This window comes from Hydrogenophaga sp. 2FB (genome assembly GCF_005503365.1).
Taxonomy (GTDB): domain Bacteria; phylum Pseudomonadota; class Gammaproteobacteria; order Burkholderiales; family Burkholderiaceae_C; genus Hydrogenophaga.
In genome coordinates, this window is record NZ_SCML01000024.1 from 77,633 (window position 1) to 97,790 (window position 20,158).

20 protein-coding genes and 2 pseudogenes are annotated in these 20,158 nt (G+C 64.4%); 5 read left to right on the forward strand and 17 right to left on the reverse strand.

What is annotated here, in order from left to right:
• Positions 1-45: 45 nt before the first annotated feature.
• The 3 genes from FFS09_RS15625 to FFS09_RS15635 are packed head-to-tail and all read right to left on the reverse strand — an operon-like array spanning position 46 to position 2,824.
• Entirely contained in the window at positions 46-741 is a 696-nt protein-coding gene (locus tag FFS09_RS15625; protein WP_137919817.1) for a fumarylacetoacetate hydrolase family protein, read from the reverse strand.
• A 39-nt stretch (positions 742-780) separates the two neighbouring features.
• Entirely contained in the window at positions 781-1,827 is a 1,047-nt protein-coding gene (gtdA, locus tag FFS09_RS15630; RefSeq protein ID WP_137919818.1) for a gentisate 1,2-dioxygenase, read from the reverse strand.
• A 10-nt stretch (positions 1,828-1,837) separates the two neighbouring features.
• Positions 1,838-2,824: an FAD-binding oxidoreductase gene (locus tag FFS09_RS15635; protein WP_137919819.1), complete on the reverse strand. Its 987-nt coding sequence runs from the start codon at positions 2,822-2,824 to the stop codon at positions 1,838-1,840.
• A 116-nt stretch (positions 2,825-2,940) separates the two neighbouring features.
• Here FFS09_RS15635 and FFS09_RS15640 point away from each other — a divergent pair, with 116 nt between their 5' ends.
• A complete protein-coding gene (locus FFS09_RS15640; RefSeq protein ID WP_137919820.1) occupies positions 2,941-3,879 on the forward strand; it encodes a LysR family transcriptional regulator in 939 nt (312 codons plus the stop codon).
• A gap of 20 nt (positions 3,880-3,899) precedes the next feature.
• Here FFS09_RS15640 and FFS09_RS15645 read toward each other — a convergent pair whose 3' ends face one another.
• Positions 3,900-4,907: a GlxA family transcriptional regulator gene (locus FFS09_RS15645; protein ID WP_137919821.1), complete on the reverse strand. Its 1,008-nt coding sequence runs from the start codon at positions 4,905-4,907 to the stop codon at positions 3,900-3,902.
• A gap of 163 nt (positions 4,908-5,070) precedes the next feature.
• Here FFS09_RS15645 and FFS09_RS15650 point away from each other — a divergent pair, with 163 nt between their 5' ends.
• Positions 5,071-6,180, forward strand: a complete 1,110-nt coding sequence (locus FFS09_RS15650; RefSeq protein WP_137919822.1) for an S-(hydroxymethyl)glutathione dehydrogenase/class III alcohol dehydrogenase — start codon at positions 5,071-5,073, stop codon at positions 6,178-6,180.
• Between the two features lie 39 nt (positions 6,181-6,219).
• Positions 6,220-6,537: pseudogene (locus FFS09_RS15655) on the forward strand (S-(hydroxymethyl)glutathione synthase); the annotation flags it as partial.
• A gap of 75 nt (positions 6,538-6,612) precedes the next feature.
• Here FFS09_RS15655 and FFS09_RS15660 read toward each other — a convergent pair.
• The 4 genes from FFS09_RS15660 to FFS09_RS15675 all read right to left on the reverse strand — a co-directional run bounded on the left by FFS09_RS15660 (position 6,613) and on the right by FFS09_RS15675 (position 11,525).
• On the reverse strand, positions 6,613-7,752 hold the full coding sequence (locus FFS09_RS15660) for a porin (RefSeq protein WP_137919823.1): 1,140 nt from the start codon (positions 7,750-7,752) through the stop codon (positions 6,613-6,615).
• A 114-nt stretch (positions 7,753-7,866) separates the two neighbouring features.
• The gene (gene trxB, locus FFS09_RS15665; protein ID WP_137919824.1) at positions 7,867-8,847 is read right to left on the reverse strand and encodes a thioredoxin-disulfide reductase; all 981 of its coding nucleotides are present in this window, start codon (positions 8,845-8,847) and stop codon (positions 7,867-7,869) included.
• 112 nt (positions 8,848-8,959) lie between these two features.
• On the reverse strand, positions 8,960-9,883 hold the full coding sequence (locus FFS09_RS15670; protein WP_171020048.1) for an NAD(P)/FAD-dependent oxidoreductase: 924 nt from the start codon (positions 9,881-9,883) through the stop codon (positions 8,960-8,962).
• A gap of 1 nt (position 9,884) precedes the next feature.
• Positions 9,885-11,525 carry a UGSC family (seleno)protein gene (locus FFS09_RS15675; RefSeq protein ID WP_171020049.1) on the reverse strand — a complete coding sequence of 547 codons (1,641 nt, stop codon included), beginning with the start codon at positions 11,523-11,525 and terminating at the stop codon, positions 9,885-9,887.
• A gap of 100 nt (positions 11,526-11,625) precedes the next feature.
• On the opposite strand from FFS09_RS15675, the gene FFS09_RS15680 reads away from it, so the two are divergent.
• Together FFS09_RS15680 and FFS09_RS15685 are read left to right on the forward strand one after the other, a co-directional pair.
• Entirely contained in the window at positions 11,626-12,183 is a 558-nt protein-coding gene (locus tag FFS09_RS15680) for a MarR family winged helix-turn-helix transcriptional regulator (protein WP_137919827.1), read from the forward strand.
• A 30-nt stretch (positions 12,184-12,213) separates the two neighbouring features.
• Entirely contained in the window at positions 12,214-13,194 is a 981-nt protein-coding gene (locus FFS09_RS15685) for a Bug family tripartite tricarboxylate transporter substrate binding protein (RefSeq protein ID WP_137919828.1), read from the forward strand.
• 117 nt (positions 13,195-13,311) lie between these two features.
• Here the strand turns inward: FFS09_RS15685 and FFS09_RS15690 are convergent, their stop codons facing one another.
• The 9 genes and pseudogenes from FFS09_RS15690 to FFS09_RS15725 form a co-directional block, all read right to left on the reverse strand.
• Positions 13,312-13,689 (reverse strand): molybdopterin cofactor-binding domain-containing protein, encoded by a 378-nt coding sequence (locus tag FFS09_RS15690; protein ID WP_252374387.1) that lies wholly within the window; start codon positions 13,687-13,689, stop codon positions 13,312-13,314.
• Positions 13,668-13,991, reverse strand: coding sequence for a hypothetical protein (locus tag FFS09_RS31140; protein ID WP_252374390.1), 324 nt, complete (start codon positions 13,989-13,991; stop codon positions 13,668-13,670). Before FFS09_RS31140 ends, FFS09_RS15690 begins: the two co-directional genes overlap by 22 nt.
• A gap of 143 nt (positions 13,992-14,134) precedes the next feature.
• Positions 14,135-14,362, reverse strand: a pseudogene (locus FFS09_RS31145) (TetR/AcrR family transcriptional regulator); the annotation flags it as partial.
• 98 nt (positions 14,363-14,460) lie between these two features.
• The gene (locus tag FFS09_RS15700) at positions 14,461-15,708 is read right to left on the reverse strand and encodes a phenylacetate--CoA ligase family protein (RefSeq protein ID WP_137919830.1); all 1,248 of its coding nucleotides are present in this window, start codon (positions 15,706-15,708) and stop codon (positions 14,461-14,463) included.
• 31 nt (positions 15,709-15,739) lie between these two features.
• Positions 15,740-16,549: an ABC transporter ATP-binding protein gene (locus tag FFS09_RS15705; RefSeq protein WP_137919154.1), complete on the reverse strand. Its 810-nt coding sequence runs from the start codon at positions 16,547-16,549 to the stop codon at positions 15,740-15,742.
• A 49-nt stretch (positions 16,550-16,598) separates the two neighbouring features.
• Positions 16,599-17,924 carry an ABC transporter substrate-binding protein gene (locus tag FFS09_RS15710; RefSeq protein ID WP_137919831.1) on the reverse strand — a complete coding sequence of 442 codons (1,326 nt, stop codon included), beginning with the start codon at positions 17,922-17,924 and terminating at the stop codon, positions 16,599-16,601.
• A 60-nt stretch (positions 17,925-17,984) separates the two neighbouring features.
• On the reverse strand, positions 17,985-19,061 hold the full coding sequence (locus FFS09_RS15715; protein WP_137919832.1) for a branched-chain amino acid ABC transporter permease: 1,077 nt from the start codon (positions 19,059-19,061) through the stop codon (positions 17,985-17,987).
• A 30-nt stretch (positions 19,062-19,091) separates the two neighbouring features.
• On the reverse strand, positions 19,092-20,021 hold the full coding sequence (locus FFS09_RS15720; RefSeq protein ID WP_137919833.1) for a branched-chain amino acid ABC transporter permease: 930 nt from the start codon (positions 20,019-20,021) through the stop codon (positions 19,092-19,094).
• Between the two features lie 26 nt (positions 20,022-20,047).
• A partial coding sequence (locus FFS09_RS15725; protein WP_502703735.1) for an ABC transporter ATP-binding protein C-terminal domain-containing protein occupies positions 20,048-20,158 on the reverse strand: 111 nt, incomplete at its 5' end.

The window sequence follows — 20,158 nt, forward strand, 5'->3', positions numbered from 1 at the left end:
AGTCGTTGTGGGCCGTTGTGGCCGCCTTGACCGTCTCTCAGAACTTCATGCCGCGACCGTGACGGAGATGCCGGACAGACCCGCGATATCGCCCTGCATCACGTCGCCCGCGACAACCGCATTCACGCCTTCGGGCGTTCCGGTCATGATCAGATCGCCCGGCTCGAGCGTTTCGTATTCGCTGAGGTAGGCGATGCATTCGGACACCGACCAGATCAGCTTGGTGATATCGGACGACTGGCGAACGCCTCCGTTGACCGTGACGCTGATGGCGCCCTCTTCCCGATGACCGCCATCTGCGGCGCGAGTGATCGCGCCGATCGGGGCCGACAACGCGAACGACTTGCCGAACTCCCACGGACGGCCCTTGTCCCGGGCATCGAGCTGCAGGTCGCGCCGCGTCATGTCCAGGCCGACGGCGTAGCCGTAGACATGCTCCAGCGCGTCGCTTGCGGCGATGTTCTTGCCGCCTTTGCCGATGGCGACCACAAGCTCGATCTCGTGATGGAAATTGGTGGTCTTTGGTGGGTACGGAATGCTCACCGGCACGGAAGCGTCGACCGCGGCATTGGCCGGTTTCATGAAGAAGAAGGGGGGATCGCGGTCGGGGTCCTTCCCCATCTCGCGGGCGTGCGCCGCATAGTTGCGGCCCACGCAGAAGATCCGGTTGACCGGGAAGCGCTCTGCGATGCCGGCGACGGCGAGCGAGGTGACAGGGACGGGAGGGATGGTGTAGTTCATGGGGACTGGTGTCGTGGTCGTTGAAAGGAAATCGCCGGCTCAGGCGCGGAGCTCGCGCCACAGCCCCAATGCCTGCTGGACGGGGCGATCGGAATAGCTGAACAGCACCGTCTCGGCGCCGGCTCGGAACTGCACGCTGTGCCACGAGGGAACGACCACCACATCGTTCTCGTGCATCTGGTAGGTCACGCCCTCGATGCAGGCTTCAACGCTACCCGCCAGGCACACATAGACGGTTCCGTCCGTGCAGCGGTAGGGGCGGGTCTCGAAGCCGGCCGGGATCAACTGCGAGAAAGCCGCCATGGTCGGCATGGGCGATCGACCCGTGGCCGGATTGATGTGGCGCTGCTTGTGGCCAAAGTGCGCGTCGGGTGGTCCTGCCGAGATGGCCTTGAGCGACGCGAGGGTGCGCTCCCAGGGGTAGACAAACAAGCGGGTGGGCTCGACCGGCTGCTGGTAGAAATCGACAGGCACCATGTTGGCGCCGTAGCGCGCCAGTGCATCGCCCTCAGGCCGCACGACGGCCTGGTACTCGGCTTCGCCTTTCTCGGCAAATCCGGCGTCGAGGAACCGCACCAGAGGAATGTCCAGGCCGTCCAGCCACACCACGGGCTCGTTGCCGAGATTGCCGTGGTCGTGCCAGGTCCAGGCGGGCGTGATGATGAAGTCGCCGCGGCGCATGGTCGTGCGCTCGCCGTCCACGGCGGTGTAGGCCCCCTCGCCATCCAGAACAAGGCGCAAGGCGGACTGTGTGTGGCGGTGCGCCGGTGCCACTTCGCCCGGCATGATGAGTTGCAGCCCTGCGTACAAAGACTGCGTGATGCACGAATGGCCCCGAAGCGCGGGATTCTCAAGAATGAGCACCCGACGCTCCGCCTCTTCCGCGGTGATCAGACGCCCGGCTTCCATCACGTGCTGTCGAAGGTCGGCATAACGCCAGAGCGCGGGTTCTATCGGAGAGCGCGGTTGAGGGGGGACCAATGCCCCGAGAACCTCCCACAGCGGTGTCATGCTGTGTTGGCCGATGCGCGCGTAGTACGCCTCGCGCTCCGTGTGGCGTTGTGGCTGGGTGGCGGTGGCTTCCATGTGGGTCTCCTCAGGTGCCTTGGGTGTAGAACGCGTCGGCATATACATGCTCTGGCGCGATGCCTTTTGTCTTGGCCACCAGCGTGGCGGCCTCGACCATGGGCGGAGACCCGCACAGATAGGCTCGCCAACCGTCCAGATCACCCAGGTCTTGCTCGATGGCCTGCGTCACGAGCCCGCACCGCTGCGTGGCGGGATCACCGCCCGCGCTCACGACCACATGGACCTTCAACGCCGGATGCACCCGTTGGAGTGCGTTCAGCCGCTCGACGCCATACACATCCTTGGGAGATCGAACGCCGAAATACAGGTGGATGGGGTTGCGCATGCCCCCCTCGATGGCGCCCCGCAGGATCGAGAGAATCGGCGCAAGTCCCGTCCCGCCCGCCACGCAAAGAATGGGCGCCTCGTGCTTACGCCGCAGGTAGGCGGAGCCCAGCGGGCCACTCACCTTCACCGCATCGCCGACCTTCAGTTGATCGGCGATGTAGCGGGTCACACGTCCATCGGATACCAGGCGAACATGAAACTCGAACATGCCGTCGTCGCTGAGACCGGCCATCGAGTAGGGCCGCGCGTGGTCGGGGGTGAATTGCAGTTGTACGTACTGCCCCGGTGAAAATTCGATCGGCTTCGCCGGTTTCAGCACCAGGCGTTTGATGTCATGGGTGAGGTCTTCCAGTTCGACGACCGTGGCCTTGACGATGCGCGCTGCGTGAACCACGACCTCGTCGGGCTCCGGAATTTCGATGGTGCAAGGCTCGGTGATGTAGGTGCGGCAGGCCAATACATACGCATCACCGCCATTGATGGGCCGCTGCTGGTCGACACCACCTTCCAGCACGTCGCCGGCCAACAGCTTGCACCGGCAGGTGCCGCACCGGCCCGCCATGCACGAGTACGACATCGGGACCTGGGCAGCGCGCAGCGCTTCCAGGAGGTTGGCACCAGGCTCGACCTGCACGATGCGATTGAGGGGTTGGACAAGGACTTCCATGGCGTGACCGGAGGGTCTATGTGCGGTGGGGATCGCATGATCTCGCGCCGCAGCCAATCAGCCAATAGAATCGCGTGAATACAGATCATCACTGAGAATGATGAAGGAGACAGCCCATGGAACTCACCGACATCGACCTCAACCAGCTCGTTTTGTTCCAGCAACTCATGGTGGAACGCAAGGTTGCCAAGGTCGCGGACAACCTCGGACTGACCCAGCCGGCGGTGAGCAACTCGCTCGCCAAATTGCGGCGTTTGCTGGGCGACGAACTGTTTCTGCGCACCCCTTCGGGCATGGTCCCGACCCCCTTCGCGGAGCAGCTCGCCGAGCCTGTGGGCTACGCCTTGGCGATGATCCACAGTGGATTGAACCAACAAATCCGCTTCGACCCCGCCAAAGCCAAGGGCTCGGTCTCGATCGGCATGACGGACATCGGCGAGATCGTTTTTCTACCGGCGCTCATCGAGCGCCTCAGCCGGGAAGCGCCTGGCCTGAATCTCAACACCGTTCGCAACACGGCCGTGAACTTGCGTGAAGACATGGAGTCCGGCAAGGTCGACTTGGCCATTGGCCTGCTGCCCCAACTCAAGGCCGGATTCTTCCAGCGGCGGCTGTTCCATCAGAAGTATGTGTGTCTCATGCACAAGGGCCATGCGCTCGACAAGAAGAAGCTGTCGATCGCCGACTTTCGTGCGGCGGAGCACCTGGTGGTCGTGTCGGCGGGCACCGGCCATGGCAAGGTCGACGAGCTCATCCGCCGGGCCGGGGTGGACCGACCGATCCGCCTCACGGTCCCGCACTTCGTGAGCGTCGGGCACATTTTGCAAAGCACGGAGTTGATTGCCACCGTGCCCGAACGGTTGGCGCAAAAGCTGGCCAAGCCGTTCGGCCTTTCCTATGTTCAACATCCGGTCAAGCTGCCGGATGTTGCCATCAACGCGTTCTGGCACGCCAAGGCCCACCGTTCACCAGCCAGCCAATGGCTGCGTGGCGTGGTGTTTGATCTCTTTGCCGACGATGTCACCGCCAGCCGACCCTCGATGCAAAAGGAGTAGCGGGCCCAAGCCCATGCCTTTCAAGCGGAATGTCGACGCGCGCTGCTGAAGCGCACCCGGTATTCCTCGGCGGTGACGCCCAATTGCTTCAGGAACAGTTTGCGCAGCGACTGTTCGGAGGCGTATCCGATGCGGCCCGCGACCGACTTCAAGGGCAGGTCACCGTCCTGCAGGAGCACGCAGGCCTTGTCGAGCCTGACCGCGTCAATGTACTGGTTCGGCCCGATGCCCACTTCCTTCATGAACACGCGGCGGAAATTGCGCTCGCTCATGGCCGCGCGTTTCGCCAGCTCGCTCAGCATCATCGGCGTCGCCACGTTGGAGAGAATCCAGTCCTGAACCTCGCGGATGCCTGGATGGACCGTGTTCTGGCTCGCCAGGTGCATGCTGTACTGAGATTGCCCACCCGGGCGCCGCAAGTAGACGACCAGATCGCGAGCGACGGCCAAGGCCAGGGCACGGCCAAAGTCTTCTTCCACCAGTGCCAGTGCCAGGTCGATACAGGCGGTCACGCCAGCCGATGTCCAGAGATGCCCGGCGCGGATGTAGATCGCGTCGGCGTCGACCTTCACGTCCTTGAACTTGCGCTGCAGCAGACCCGCGGCGCTCCAGTGTGTGGTGGCGCGCAGACCGTCCAGCAGCCCCGCCTCCGCGAGGAAGAAGCTGCCCGAACACAGCCCGACCAGCCGGTCCATCCGGGGGGCCACGTTGCGGGCCCATTCCACCAGGGGTTGGTTCGCCGCCAGCGCTTGTTCAATGGAACGTGCCCCCACGATGACAGCGATGTCGGGAAGATCGTTCGTGTCCACCGCCTTCGTGGCTTCCAGCGACATCAGCAGGTCCGAGGCGACGGTACCCACCCGCGTCGACGCGATCCTCACCTTGTAGCCGGGTGGGCGACCGGCTTGCGCCAGGTGAATGTTGGCGTACTCGAACACGCTCATGGTGCCGACGGCCTCGAGCGCCTTGAACCCCGGATACACGACAAGATCGACCCGGATGGGCGAGGAATGCAGTGGGTCGTTCATGTTTTGATGGATTCGTTTCCTGGTCGGTCGGGCCGTTCCGATTCGGCCAATCTGCTGGACGCTGCGGCCAACACGGTGCGAAGCACGCGCCGATGGGTATCGCTTGTGGGCCGTCGCCGATATTGTGCGTGCTCTTTTACGAGTCAACCACAAGGACAGAACCATGAAATCGCGTGCCGCCGTGGCCTTCAAGGCCGGAGAACCGCTGCAGATCGTCGAGATCGACGTCGCCCCACCACAGAAGGGCGAAGTGCTGGTCAGGATCACCCACACCGGCGTGTGCCACACCGACGCCTTCACCTTGTCTGGCGAGGACCCCGAGGGCTTGTTCCCCGTCGTCCTGGGCCACGAAGGCGCGGGCATCGTGGTCGAGGTCGGCGAAGGCGTCACCAGTGTGAAGCCCGGCGATCACGTGATCCCGCTGTACACGGCCGAGTGCGGCGAGTGCCTGTTCTGCAAGTCCGGCAAGACCAACCTGTGCGTGGCCGTGCGCGCGACGCAGGGCAAGGGCGTCATGCCCGACGGCACGACGCGTTTCTCGTACAACGGCCAGCCCATCTACCACTACATGGGTTGCTCCACCTTCAGCGAGTACACGGTGGTGGCCGAGGTGTCCCTGGCCAGGATCGACCCGCAAGCCAACCCCGAGCAGGTCTGCTTGCTGGGTTGCGGCGTGACCACCGGTCTGGGTGCGGTCAAGAACACCGCCAAGGTGCAGGAGGGCGACTCGGTGGCCGTGTTCGGGCTGGGCGGCATCGGCCTGGCCGTGGTGCAGGGCGCCAAGCTGGCCAAGGCCGGCCGCATCATCGCGGTCGACACCAACCCCTCGAAGTTCGATCTGGCCAAGACCTTCGGCGCGACCGATTGCGTCAACCCCAAGGACTTCGACAAGCCGATCCAGCAGGTCATTGTGGAGATGACCGGATGGGGCGTGGACCATTCGTTCGAATGCATCGGCAACGTCAACGTGATGCGCGCGGCGCTGGAATGCGCGCACCGCGGCTGGGGTCAGTCCGTCGTCATCGGCGTGGCCGGCGCAGGCAAGGAAATCTCGACGCGGCCGTTCCAGCTGGTCACCGGCCGCAAGTGGCTCGGCACCGCATTCGGCGGCGTGAAGGGGCGCACCGAACTGCCCGGCATGGTGCGAGACGCGATGGCGGGCGATCTTCAACTGGCGCCGTTCGTCACACACACCCGCAACCTCAGCGAGATCAACGAAGCCTTCGACCTGATGCACGAAGGCAAGTCGATCCGGACGGTGGTGCATTTCTGAACCGTCAACCATTCATTCAAGGAGACACCCCATGACTAGAAGGCGCCCATCCAGCGCCACGCCTGCACGGCCTGTGGCACGCACCTGTACGGGCGCATCGAGAACAAGGACCACGCGTTTCACGGCCTGGATTTCATCCACACCGAGCTCTCGAAAGACACGGGTTGGGAAGGCCCCGGCTTCGCCGCCTTCGTGTCTTCCATCATCGAGAGCGGCACGCCGCCGGCACGGATGGCCGAGGTGCGTCGGACGCTCCTCGACAAAGGCCTGACGCCTTACGACTGCCTGAGCCCGGTGCTGATGGACCTGCTGGCCATGCAGGCGGCGAAATCAAAGGGCATGTACAGAGAAGCTTGAGGGGCTACAACGTCGTGCTCCCGGCCAGGCCAGTGATGCGTTGCCGACTTCTCATGGGCCTCTTCTGCTGAAGTGTCAGAACGCGTGGCGCACGCCCAGCTCCAGAGCGGACACGTTCCGCCCGGCCAGCGGGGCACGCGCGGCGCTGGGCACGTAGGTCGCCTGGCCGCGGTTCTGCAACTTGGCATAGGTGCCATACAGTGCCGTGCGTTTGGACAGGTCGTGTACGACGCCCACGCCGAACTGTCGCGCGTCGTTGCCGTTGCGCTGCGAGCCGTTGGCATTGACCAGCGCGGCGCTGCTGCGGTCGTCCAGGCGCAAGTAGCTGGCGCGAATGCGGCTCTGCGCCGTGATGGGGATCTGCACGCCCAGCTCGACGGTCTGCTTGCGAACGTCGCCGGCCTGCTGCTCTATCCTGACCACGTTGTACAGCGCGAAGAATTTCGCGAAACCGGCGTTCCAGCTGGCACCCAGATTCGCATGCGTGTAGTCGCCCAGCGTGGGCGTGATGGCATAGCGCGTCCTGGTCACGGCGGCGGCAATGTCGAACGGTCCGGTCGCATAGCCCAGGCGGCCACCGACGAAGTTGCCGTCGTGCTCGTTGGGAGAGCCCGCCGCGTTTTCGCCAAGGCCGACCATGGCCATGCCGTAGACACCCCCCATGTCCTTGGGCAGCCAGTAGCTGGCGGTGTTGCTGCCGGTGACGGTGGTGAACAGCGGCCCGCTGCCAACGGCGGAGAGCGTGAGATTGCCGGCGCGCGCGACGCCCACAGCCGAGAACGGGTCGAACACGATGCTGTTGTAGTGGTGCGGCATGAAGTCGTGGCCCATCCGCAGCTCGCCGTAGCGCACATGGCCCAGGCTCACGAAGGCCATGCGGTCGAACGTGAGGCCTGCGCTGTTCGTGCCTGCGCCGCTGGCCTGGTTGTTGGTGTTGGAAGGGCGGCCGGTGCCGGAGTCGGCGTTGAGCGAACTCTCCAGGTTGAAGCCCGCGTACAGGCCATCGCCCATGTCCTCCCGGCCCCGAATGCCGAGACGGCTGGTCGCGTTGCCGCCGCTGATCATCTGCGTGGTGTTGCCGACGCCTCCGGCCCGGCTGTGCTGAATGCCCAGGTCGACAACGCCGTAGAGCGTGACGCTGGATTGCGCTGCGGCGCCGCCGCAGGCCAGGCCCAGCGCGAGGCCGAAGCCGAGGATGTGGGGATTCTTGTGCATGTCTCTGTCTCCTAGGTTGATGAATACAAGTGCCAGGCGCCACGCTGGCGTAAGCGAGCCCACCCGCCTGTAGAAACAGGCAGTGCGGGCGGGAAAACAAGAGGGGCGGTGGGCCTAGAGCGCGACCTCTTGCTCCAGGAACCTTTGCGCATCCAGCGCGGCCATGCAACCCGTACCGGCGCTGGTGATGGCCTGTCGGTAAACGTGATCCTGCACATCCCCTGCGGCAAAGACGCCCGGTACGCTGGTCATGGTTGCGAAGCCTTGCAGGCCCGCGCGCGTGACGATGTAGCCGTCCCTCATGTCCAACTGCCGCTGGAACAAGTCCGTGTTCGGGCTGTGTCCGATCGCGATGAAGCAGCCCTGCAGCGGGACATCTTTTTGCATGCCGTCCTTCGTGCTTCTGATGCGGATTCCCGTGACGCCACTGTCGTCGCCCAGCACCTCGTCCAGCGTGTGGAACAGCTGCAGATCGATCTTGCCGGCGGTCACCTTCGCGGCGACCTTGTCCATCAGAATGGGCTCGGCCTTGAACTTGTCGCGGCGGTGCACCAAGGTCACCTTGCGCGCGATGTTCGAGAGGTAGAGCGCTTCTTCCACCGCGGTGTTGCCGCCGCCGACCACGCAAACGTCCTGATTGCGGTAGAAGAAGCCGTCACAGGTGGCGCAGCCGGAGACGCCCCGGCCCATGAACTGCTGCTCTGACGCGAGGCCAAGGTACCGGGCCGATGCGCCGGTGGCCACGATCAGGGCGTCACAGGTGTACGTGCCGCTGTCCCCGGTGAGCGTGAATGGCCGCTTGGAGAAGTCGACCACGTTGATGTGATCGAACACGATGTCCGTGTCGAAGCGCTCGGCGTGCTGCAGGAAGCGCTGCATGAGGTCTGGACCCTGGACCCCCTGCACGTCGGCAGGCCAGTTGTCCACCTCCGTGGTGGTCATGAGTTGACCACCCTGGGCCGTGCCGGTGATCAGCAAGGGCTTGAGGTTGGCGCGAGCGGCGTAGAGGGCAGCGGTGTAGCCAGCGGGGCCGGAGCCGAGGATCAAGACTCGCGCGTGACGCGACGATGTGGGGTGGACTGTCGATGTGCGCATGACGGGTGATGCCAGGTTCGTAGGTTGGATTCGATGGCTTGCACGGTCCGCTGCCGCACACAGGGCGCGGCTGGCGCGGCACTGGCTGTTCAGGTCGAGGTGTCGGTGGCGGTCACGAGGCGCGCCTGCGCAGGTACGCTGTGGCTGACCGTGCCGCCGTGACGCCATCCCCAGCCGACGCCGCGAGCATCGCTGCGGAATCGCTGCGGATGTCGCCTGCCGCCAGGATGCCGGGGCGCGATGTCCGCATGTGGGCATCGACCGAGATTCGGCCCTGACCATCAAGGTCTGCCAGTTGCCCCAGAAATGCGGTGTTGGGCCTGAGCCCGATGAACACGAACACCCCTTCGGCGTCAAGCACTTGGTCCACACCGGTTGCGGTGTCGCGCAGGCGCGCGCCCGTGACGGAGGAATCGCCCGTGATCTCTTCGACCGTGGTGTTGAAGCGCACGTCGACGTTGTCGGCCTGATGAAGCTTCGCAACGAGAGCGTGCTGCGCACGGAACGACGCACCGCGATGCACGATCGTCACACGGCTCGCGTGGCGCGACAGATGCAGGGCCTCCTGCAAGGCCGAGTCACCGCCGCCGACCACGCAGGCCCGCAGACCGCGGAACAGCGGTCCGTCGCAAGAGGCACACTGCGAGACCCCGCGCCCCCACAGGGGGTCTTCGCCGGGGACGCCCAGACGGCGCTTGGTCGAACCGGCCGCCACGATGACGCAGCGGGCGCGAAGGTGGCCCTCGCTCAGCGCCAAGAGGTAGTCGTCGCCATCGCCGTCCACGCGCAATACGGTATCCAGCACGAACTCGGCCCCGGCTTCGGCGGCCTGCTCCTGCAGCAGCGGACCCAGCTCGTAGCCCGGCGTTCCCGCAGGAAGGCCAGGGTAGTTGTCGATCGCATCGACGTTGCTGACCTGGCCGCCTGCGGTCATGGCCTCCACAACGGCGACGCGCCAACCGTCGCGCGCGGCGAAGGCCGCAGCTGTCAGTCCGGCGGCCCCGGCGCCGATGACGGCAATATCGAACTTTTCCATGTCAGCGCCAGTCATCGATGTTGACGGAAGCCTGGTGTTTGGCGCCCATCATTTGCCAGTAGCCGTTGGCCTCTCCACCCAGCACGATCACGTTAATGTCCTTCTCCACAAAGATCGGAATCTCTTGTTCAGGAGCTGCCCTCAACCGGCTTGCCACGGGCTCGTCGCCGAAGGTGGCGCGCGGGTAGATGTAGTTCTGCACCAATTGCAGATCCCAATAGCGCTTGGCGGGCATCGTGGCGGTATCGTGCAGCCAACGGATCAACGCTTGCTTGGTGTTGAAGCCGCCGCGCTCGACGAACTGGCGCGCGACGATCGGGTCCAGCAGCAGCGTGGGGGCGGTGATCGCATCGGTGCCCAGCAGCATGTCCTTGACGTGCTCGCGCCAGTGCTGCTCGCGCAGGCCCAGGCTGAAGGTGGTAGAACGGCACCCCGTGAACACGCTCACCACACTGTCCTGCGCCTCGAACCCTTTTTGCACATGCAGCGGTTCCCAGGGGCTACGCTCCTCGTTTTCGGCGAACGTGATGCTGTTGTAGGTGTAGTTGCTGCCCAATGAACCCATGTAGGTCTCGCCAGGAACAGAGCCGCCTTGCAGGTTCTGCGACAGCAGGCCATAGGCGCGGCCGATGGTGGCGTTCGCATGGTTGTACGGACCCATGGCACCAACGCCGCAATTCATGCCGATCTGTGCGCGGATCGGCCCGTTGACTACCACCATGGCCGCGGCAGAACTTGATGTGCTGCCGCGCGCGGTGACACCCGAGGCAGCCAGCGCAAGAATGACAGGAAAGTACGCCGGCTTGGCGCCGGCCATGACGGCATTGATGGCCACCTTCTCTACCGTGAATTCCCACAAGCCGCGGTTCGGCGTGGGCTGCAAACGGCCGACCACCTCGTCGGGTTTGCGGCGTGTGGCGGCCAGCATGGCCGCCACACGTTCCTCCGTCGGCAAGACGATGGGCAACTGGTCGGTCCAGCGGTTCTGCAGGAACAGTGCGTGAAGGCTCTCTTCGTCTGCGGGTTCCAGCCATCGGGCGGTGTTGCGCTCGTATTTCAGTTCTTCGGCCCGCGGTTCGCGCAGGCCGGCGGTCAAAGCCTCCATGACCTCCCGCATGACGGGGCGGCCCGTATGCGGGTCCAGGCCGTTCACATAGGCGGCCAACTCGGCCTCGGTGCGGCCCATGACGGGTTGCGGCACGAAGACGAGCGCTGCCTGCGGCAGGCCGGCCATGCGCACAGTGGATTGGACGACCTTCACGAACTTGTCGGTGTGCACCGCGACGGCGGGCACCCCATAGCGCGTCTCCAAGGTCACGGCATGCGTCGAAACAGCCGGCGCACAGGTACTGCAGTGGCCTACGCCGAGAATCGCGACACCATTGGCCCCCTTGATCTCTTCCCACAGAATCGGATCGTCCTTGCCGTAATAGCTGGCCATCTGGACCAGCTTGGTCGTCGTGCTGGGCATGTGGCGGGCGAACCAGACTTGCATCTGTTCCAGCAACTTGGCCGAGTCGTCGAAGCGGCTGTCTACAAGATAGACGGTGCGTCCATCCAGGCTGTCCGGGCGCGGCGCAGGCGTTTTGCGTGTGATGGAGGGTGGGTAGCCAGTGGGGTCGTAAACGCGTAGGAGGCTCATGATGATCTTATGTTGATGAAACAACACTTGATAGGTTATTTTGCGCAAATGATGTTGTCATCAGGGTTTGTACCATGGCATCTGTATAGGAAAAAATAGATTGACTGAAAGAAAGAAAGCCTCTAATGTTTATGTTGAGAAAGCAACAATGAATATGGAAAACAGAAAAGATTCCGTTTGGCGCGAGGTGTCCGAGAGCGGTGAAGGCATCGCCATGGAGGACTATCTGAGCTACCGGCTGGGTCGGCTGAACACCTTGGTTCAACGGCTGACGATCCGTGCCTACCTGGAGCCTGCTGGTCTTTCGCAACCCGAATGGCGGGTGCTGTCGCGCATCTCCCGCCACGATTCGATTGAGATGCGTCAGCTGACCTCGGCCAGCCTGATGGACAAGGCGGCGATCAGCCGCGCGGTGGCGCTTCTGCTCGAGAGAGGCCTCGCCGAGCGCCACACCGATCCGGTGCATGCCAAGCGGCGCATCGTGGCGATCACGCCCGCCGGCCGCAAGCTGATGCGAAGTGTGCTGCCGCGCGCGCTCAAGGAGCAGGCGAGGTTGCTGTGTCTGTTGAACGAATCCGAGCGCGTGGCGCTCGACGCGGCACTGAGCAAGCTCACTGCCGCATTGCTGCAAGAGGATGACCTGGCCGATACCTCTTGATCCTCGATGGCCCAAAAAAATGGAGACTAGATGAACTGCTGGAAGATTGCGCTCACGAAAGCGTTTGTGGTTGCAGCCACTTGTGTCGGTGCGGTACACGCGGCCGACTTCCCCATTCGTGGCAAGCCGCTGCGCATCATCGTGGGGTTGCCGGCCGGCGGACCGTCAGACGCGCAGGCACGCGTGCTGGGTCTGCAGATGTCCAAAGACCTCGGCGTGCCCGTGACGGTGGAGAACAAGCCGGGCGGGAGCATGACGATCGCCAATATGGAAGTGGCCAAGTCCGCGCCCGACGGGCATACGATCTTGTATGCACCATCTTCAGCCCTGGCCCAGGTGCCGCACACCATGGCGAAGATCAGCTTCGATCCGTTCCGGGATTTCACGCCCATATCGATGGGCGGGCTGGGACCGCTGGTCCTCGTCGTGCACAAGAACATGCAGGTGCGCAGCGTGAAGGAACTGGTGGCCTACGGAAAAACGCATCCTGGCCAACTGAACTACGCCTCCTTCGGTACGGGAACATCGTCGCATCTGTTCGGTGAGATGTTCGCCAAGCAAGTTGGACTGGCCATGGTGCACATTCCCTACAAGGGGTCGAACGACGTGGGCAAGGATTTCTACAGCCAGCAGGTCCAGCTGCAGTTCGCCACGGCGCCCTCGGCACTGGCGCTGGTGAAGGCCGGCGTGGTCAACATCATTGGCACGGTAGCAGCGCAGCGTTCACCGTTGCTGCCCGATGTGCCGACGATGCGGGAGCAGGGCATCACCGGACTGGACATCGAGAGCTGGATCGGGTTCTTCGGCCCGGCGAACCTTCCGGCACCCGTGGTCACACGGTTGAATGACGCGATCACCAAGGCACTTGCATCAACGGAGGTCCAGGAGGAATTCAGAAAGGGTGCCTGGGAACCGCGCTCATCCACGCCGGAGAGCTTTGCCAAGTCGCTGCGTACCTCGTATGAGCAGTGGGGCCGAGTCGTTACCGAGATCGGCTACAAGAAGGAGTAGCCGCTCTCGACGCTGAGCCACGGCCTGCACCGGTGGGGGATGCGGCAAGCGTCCTGGACTGGTTGCGCAATTGCATGGGACGAAGCGCCGTGGAGGCACTTCGTCCCTTGGTGTGAACTACACGGTTTGTGGCAGCGGCATCAAGCGGAACCGCCGGCCGGTGGCCTGGAACATGGCCACCGCCACGGCAGGCGCCGTGGGCCCGAGGACCACTTCGCCCACACCCTGGGGCGGTCGGTCGCTCTCCAGAAGGGTCACCTCCACGCGCGGCATCTCGGCCAGCTGCAGCAAGGGGTAGTCGTGAAAGCTGCTCTTCTGAACCGCGCCCTTGCTGAAGGTCAGCTTGCTCTTGAAGGTGTTGGTCAAGGCGAAGCCGATGCCGCCTTCCACGTTGGCCTTGATCAAGCCCGGGTTGACCGCGCGCCCCGCATCGATGCCACAGACGGCGCGCCGCACCCGCACCGTGCCCTGTCTTACCGACAGCTCGATGACCATCGCGACGAAGGTCTGGAAGCTTTCCCCCCGTCCCGTGTAGACGTTGAACTCCAGGCCAGGCCCACGTCCGCGGCATTCATGGCGCTGCGGGCCGCACCCACTTGCAGCGTCGATCGCGTGAGCAGGGCGTTGATGGAAATCGGGAGCGTTTCGAATCGGTACCCACCGCCGATGCCGGCCGATCGGAAGGCGTCGATGGCCAAGGCCTGGCCGGGCGTGAGGTTGCGGCCCAATGCCTGCGACATGCCGGTGCTCCCTGCGATGTCGAACGCACGGCCCTCGGCGTTGGTGTACGCGGCCACCCGAACTGCGGGTGCTCGCGCATGAATTCCAGCCGAAGCAGCAAACGCTGGTGCACGCGCTCCGTGACCGTTCCCCGCATCTTGAGCGCCTTCCCCATGCGGTCCTGCAGTTCGCTCATGAGGAGCTCGGTGACCTCGCCCAACAGCCCCCTCAGATCCGAAAAGTAGTAGCGCACCAGCGTGCGCGTCACCCCCACTTCGGTCGCGATTTCCGAGATGCTCAGTTGCTCGGGTGTTCGGCTTTTGAGCAGACGGACCGTGGCATCAAGGATGGTGTCGCGCCCCACCGTGGCGTCCGCGAATGGACGGCCACTGGCTCGCCGCGGCTCTTGCTTTGGAGAATCACTGGAACGCGTCGTCCTGGATGGCATGGAATCTCGGGCTGTCGATGAAGATGTTCAAGCCTACCATCGACGCGAGCGGTCACGGCAGAGACCCATCTCGTGGCATGCGCGCGAGCGCCTGGACTTCAGGCGTAGCTGCGGTTGTCCTCGATGGCCTTGCCGTCGTTGGGCAGGGAGCCCGGCTGGACCAGTTCGACCTGGGCGCGCAGCTTGGTGACCTCGCGCACGGCGGCCTCGATCTGCTGCTGCAGGCCGCCGTCGGCCTCGCTGGCTTCCACGCGCAGGCACATCTGGTCGTTGGCCATCTCGCCGCTGACCACCAGGCGCGCCCTGGCCACCTGCGGAAACCGCCGCGCGATGTCGGCCACCTGGGAGGGGTGCACGAACATGCCGCGCACCTTGGTGGTCTGGTCGGCTCGGCCCATCCAGCCCTTGATGCGCGGCGCGCTGCGCCCCGTGGGGCAGGCCCCGGGCAGGATGGCCGAGAGATCGCCCGTGCCGAAGCGGATCAGCGGGTAGGCCTTGCTGAAGGTGGTGACCACCAGCTCGCCGACCTCGCCGTCGGGCACGGGCTCGCCGGTGCCCGGGCGCACGATCTCGACCAGCACGCCTTCATCGACCACCAGCCCTTCGCGCGCCGGCGTCTCGTAGGCCACGAGCCCGAGGTCGGCGGTGACATAGCTCTGGTAGACCGCCACGCCGCGCTCGGTGAACCAGTCGCGCAGGCTGGGCGGCAGCGCCTCGCCGCCCACCACGGCCTTGCGCAGGCTGCCGATGTCCACGCCCTCGGCCTGCGCCTTCTCGAGCAGGATGCGCAGGAAGCTGGGCGTGCCGGTGTAGGCCTCTGGCTTGAGTTCGGTAATGGCCCGCAGCTGTTGTTCGGTTTGTCCGGTCCCGGCCGGGAACACGGTGCAGCCCACGGCATGGGCGCCCGATTCGAAGATGAAGGCGCCCGGGGTCATGTGGTAACTGAAGGCGTTGTGCACCAGCTCGCCGGTGCGAAAGCCCGCGGCATAGAGGCAGCGGCCGACGCGCCAGTAGTCGCGCGTGGCACCCTCGGGCTCGTAGATCGGGCCGGGGCTGGCGAACACGCGGCCCATGGCCGGACCCCTACGCAACGCCGAGAAACCACCGAAGGGGTCTTGGGCGCGCAGGGCCTTCTGGCGTTCGATCAGCTCGGTTTTGCGCGTGACGGGCAGTTGCGCCAAGGCCGAGCGGCTGTTCACCGCTGCCGCGTTGACGCCGCTCAGGATCTCGGCGAAGGCGGTGCTGTGTTGCTGGGCATGCGCCACCTGATCTGCCAGGGCACCCATCTGTTCGCGCTCGCGCTGTTCGGGCGATCGGGTCTCGAGGGCGTCGAAGAATTCGTTCATGAAAAGACCCGTTCAGGGATGTGTTGAATGCTCAGGCCAACCAGCGCTTCCTGCGCTTGTAGCTTTTCACGTCCTTGAAGCTCTTGCGCTCACCGCCACCCATGCCGAGATAAAACTCCTTCACGTCCTCGTTGTTGCGCAGCTCGCTGGCCACGCCGTCCATCACGATGCGACCGCTCTCCATGATGTAGCCGTAGTCCGCGTACTTCAGCGCCATGTTGGTGTTCTGCTCGGCCAGCAGGAAGGTGACCTTCTCCTTGTGGTTCAGGTCCTTCACAATCTCGAACACCTCCTCCACGATCTGCGGCGCCAGGCCCATCGAGGGCTCGTCGAGCAGCATCACGCTGGGGTTGGTCATGAGCGCGCGGCCGATGGCGCACATCTGCTGTTCACCGCCCGAGGTGTAGGCGGCCTGGCTGGTGCGCCGCGTCTTCAGGCGCGGGAAGTAGGTGTAGACCTTCTCCAGGTTCGCCGCGACCTCGGCCTTGCTCTTGCGCGTGTAGGAGCCGGTCATGAGGTTCTCTTCGATCGTGAGGTGGGCGAAGCAGTGCCGCCCTTCCATCACCTGCACCACGCCGCGCTGCACGAGGTCGGCGGGAGACAGGTTCTCGATGCGCTCGCCACGCAACTCGATGCTGCCCTTGGTGACCTCGCCGCGCTCGCCTCTGAGCAGGTTGGAGATGGCGCGCAGCGTGGTCGTCTTGCCCGCGCCGTTGCCGCCGAGGATGGCCGCGATCTTGCCGTCGGGCACATTGAGCGAGACGCCCTTGAGCACGAGGATCACGTGGTTGTAGATGACCTCGATGCCGTTGACATTCAGGACGGTGGTGGGTGTGCTCATGGGGATTCCTTGCGAATGGCGGCTGGCACGCCAGCCGCCACGGTTCGGTTTAGCTCTGGCAATCGGCCGCGACGCGGCGCGTGAGCTTCTTCTCGCTCGCGTACTTGTCGCCCGCGGTCTTGATCAGGGGATCGAGCACCGCAGGGTCCGCGTGCAGCCACTCGGAACTCACCGCCCACTTGGAACCATTCCATGTGTAGGCACGCGCCGCGGATGGGCCCATGTGGTCCTTGCAGGTGGTGGCCAGGGGTTGCATCACATCGGCAATGCCGATCTCCGCGAGTCGCTTGCCATTGATCTGCAAGTTCTCGTAACCCCACCGGGCCTGGGCCGGCGTCATCACCTGGCCCTTGCCAAACTTCTCCTGCGCGCGGCGCACGCCCTCCACGGCCACCATCGCATTCATCAAGCCGCGCATGTACAGGGCCTCGCCCACCTCTTCCTTCGGGCCCGAGCCCTGGCCCTTGGCGTGCAACTTCTCGCGCACCTCCTTGGCGATGGCGGAATCAAACCCCGGGCCGGGCAGCGCGAGCACGGCGCTGTAGCCCGTGGCACCCGCCACTTCCTTCACGTCGGAATCGGAGCCGGAAGGCCAGACACCGACCACGCGGTCGCGCGGGAAGCCGGTGGACTGGGCTTCTTTCAGCGCGGTGGAGTTCATCACGCCCCAACCCCAGAGCAGCACGAAATCGGGGCGCGCGCGACGGATCTGCAACCACGCGGCCTTCTGGTCCACGCCGGGATGCGACACCGGGATGGTGGTCAACTCGAAGTCGTGTTTCTTGGCGCGCGCGGTCACCACGGGGATCGCTTCCTTGCCATACGGGCTGTCGTGGTACAGCAGGGCGATCTTCTTGCCCTTGAGCTTGTCCAGGCCACCGACCTTCTGCGCGACATACTGGATCTGCGTGTCGGCGGACGTCCAGTGGCTGCCCCCGATGGGGAAGCTCCACTTGAAGACCTCCCCGTCGGCGCTCTCGCTCAGGCCATAGGCCGGCGTGAGGATGGGAATGCCGTCGGCCATGCCGCGTTCCGTCAAGGCCAGCGTGATGCCGGTGGACATGGTCTGGAAGACCGTGGCGCCGCCGTTCTTGCCCTTCAAGCGTTCGTAGCACTCCACGCCCCGGTCCGTGGCATAGCCGGTCTCGCATTCCTCCCACGCAACGCGCACGCCGTTGATGCCGCCCTTGAGGTTGACGAGCTTGAAGTAGTCGACGAAGCCGTTCGCCCACGGTGAGCCGCTGGGCGCATACGGGCCCGTGCGGAAGGTGAGCAAGGGGAAATACTGTTGTTTGTCTTGGGCGATAGCGTTGGTTGAGAGGCTCGAGGCGAGCATTGCCAATACCGTCGCGAACGTCGCGCAGGTTTTCTTCATGGGTGTCTCCAGATGTTGTGTAAGTTCCGCGTGGCCGGATTCGTCAACCTCCCCAGGTTGTCAGTGAGGAAACGGCCAGATCCTCAACTTTTGTTTTCCGAGTGACCAGAGCTTGCTGAGCCCATGGGGCTCGACGATCAGAAACCAGACGATCAAGGCCCCGAAGACCATGAACTCCGCGTGCGAAACCGCGACCGTGGAGATCTCGACGCCCACGAGCGCCCCGGCGGCCGGGAGAACCTGGTTGAGAAAGATCGGCAGCACGACGATGAAGGCGGCGCCAAAGAAGCTGCCCATGATGGAACCCAGGCCACCGATGATCACCATGAAGAGCAGGCGGAACGAGACGTCGACGGAAAAGGCCGCCGGCTCCCAGGCGCTCAGGTGCACGAAGGCCCAGAGCGCCCCGGCCACGCCGATGATGAAGCTGCTGACCGCGAAGGCGCTGAGCTTGGCGTACATCGGGCGGATGCCGATCACGGCGGCGGCCACGTCCATGTCGCGGATCGCCATCCACTCGCGGCCAATCGCACTGCGCACCAGGTTCTTGGCCAGCAGCGCGATCACCGCCAGTACCGCCAGGCAGAACACATACTTGGCCGCCGCGCTCTCCAGCGACAGCCCAAACACCTGCAGGTTGGACACCGACACCGAACCCGAGGGCGTGTCCAGCGTGAACCACTTGATGCGCAGGAACATCCAGTCGGCGAAGAACTGCGCGGCCAGCGTGGCCACCGCGAGGTACAGGCCGCGCACGCGCAAACTCGGCAGGCCGAACAGGATGCCAAAGGCCATGGCGCACAAGCCGCCAAGGATCAGCGCCGGGATCAGCGGCAAACCGGGCAGGCGCATGAAGAAGTTGTAGGCGCCGTACGCGCCCACGGCCATGAAGGCGCCCGAGCCGAGCGAGATCTGGCCGCAGTAGCCCACCAGGATGTTCACGCCCAGCGCCGCCAGTGACATGATCAGAAAGGGAATCAGGATGGCGCGCAGCAGGTACTCATCCGCCAGCATCGGGACACCGATGAAGGCCAAGGCGATGAGGGCCCAGATCAGCCAGCGGTCTTGCGCGATCGGGAAGATCTGCTGGTCGGTGCCGTAGGAGGTCTTGAACTGACCGTTTTCACGATAGAGCATGGTGTGCCTTCTTTGCTTTGTTCTTGTGTGTCAGACGCGGTCGATGATCTTTTCACCGAAGAGGCCCTGCGGTCTGAACAGCAGGAACACCAGCGCCAGCACATAGGCAAACCAGATCTCGATGCCGCCCCCCACGAAGGGTCCGAGGTAGACCTCGGAGAGCTTCTCGCCCACGCCGATGATCAGGCCGCCGATGATGGCGCCGGGCACGGACGTGAGGCCGCCCAGGATCACCACCGGCAACGCGCGCAGGGCGACCGTGGTGAGCGAGAACTGCACGCCCAGCTTGGAACCCCAGATGATTCCGGCCACGAGAGCGGTGACACCGGCAACGAACCAGACGATGACCCAGATGCGGTTGAGCGGGATGCCGATCGACTGCGCCGCCTGGTGGTCGTCGGCCACAGCGCGCAGCGCGCGACCCGTGGCGGTCTTCTGAAAAAAGAGCGACAGCGCGGCGACCAGCAAAGCGGCCACGCTGGCCGCGTAGATGTCTTCCAGGTTGAGCAGCACACCACCATCGAACGTGCTCTCGAACAGGACCAGCGGGTCCTTGGGCATGCCCACGTTGATGGGATAGATGTTCGAGCCGAAGATCGTCTGGCCCAGGCCGTCGAGAAAGTAGCTGATGCCCAGCGTGGCCATCAGCAGGGTCACGGCTTCCTGGTTGACCAGATGGCGCAACACCAGCCGCTCGACCAACCAGGCCACAAGCCACATGAGTGCAGCGGCCAATGCAAAAGCGACCACGTTGGCCAATACCTGGCTCTCGATGCCGGTCCACTGCGGGACCCATTCCGAGAAGCGCGCCATGGCCAGCGCGGCGAACAACACCATCGCGCCTTGCGCGAAGTTGAAGACGCCCGAGGCCTTGAAGATCAGCACGAAGCCCAGGGCCACGAGCGAATAGAGCATGCCTGCCATGAGGCCGCCCAGGAGTGCTTCAAGAAAGAAAGCCATGTTGTTGTTCTCGCTCAGGGGACGGTTCAGTGACTCGTACCGAGGTAGGCACTGATGACCTCCTCGTTGTTGCGCACGGCCTCTGGGGTGCCGTCGCCGATCTTCTTGCCGTAGTCCAGCACCACCACGCGGTCGGA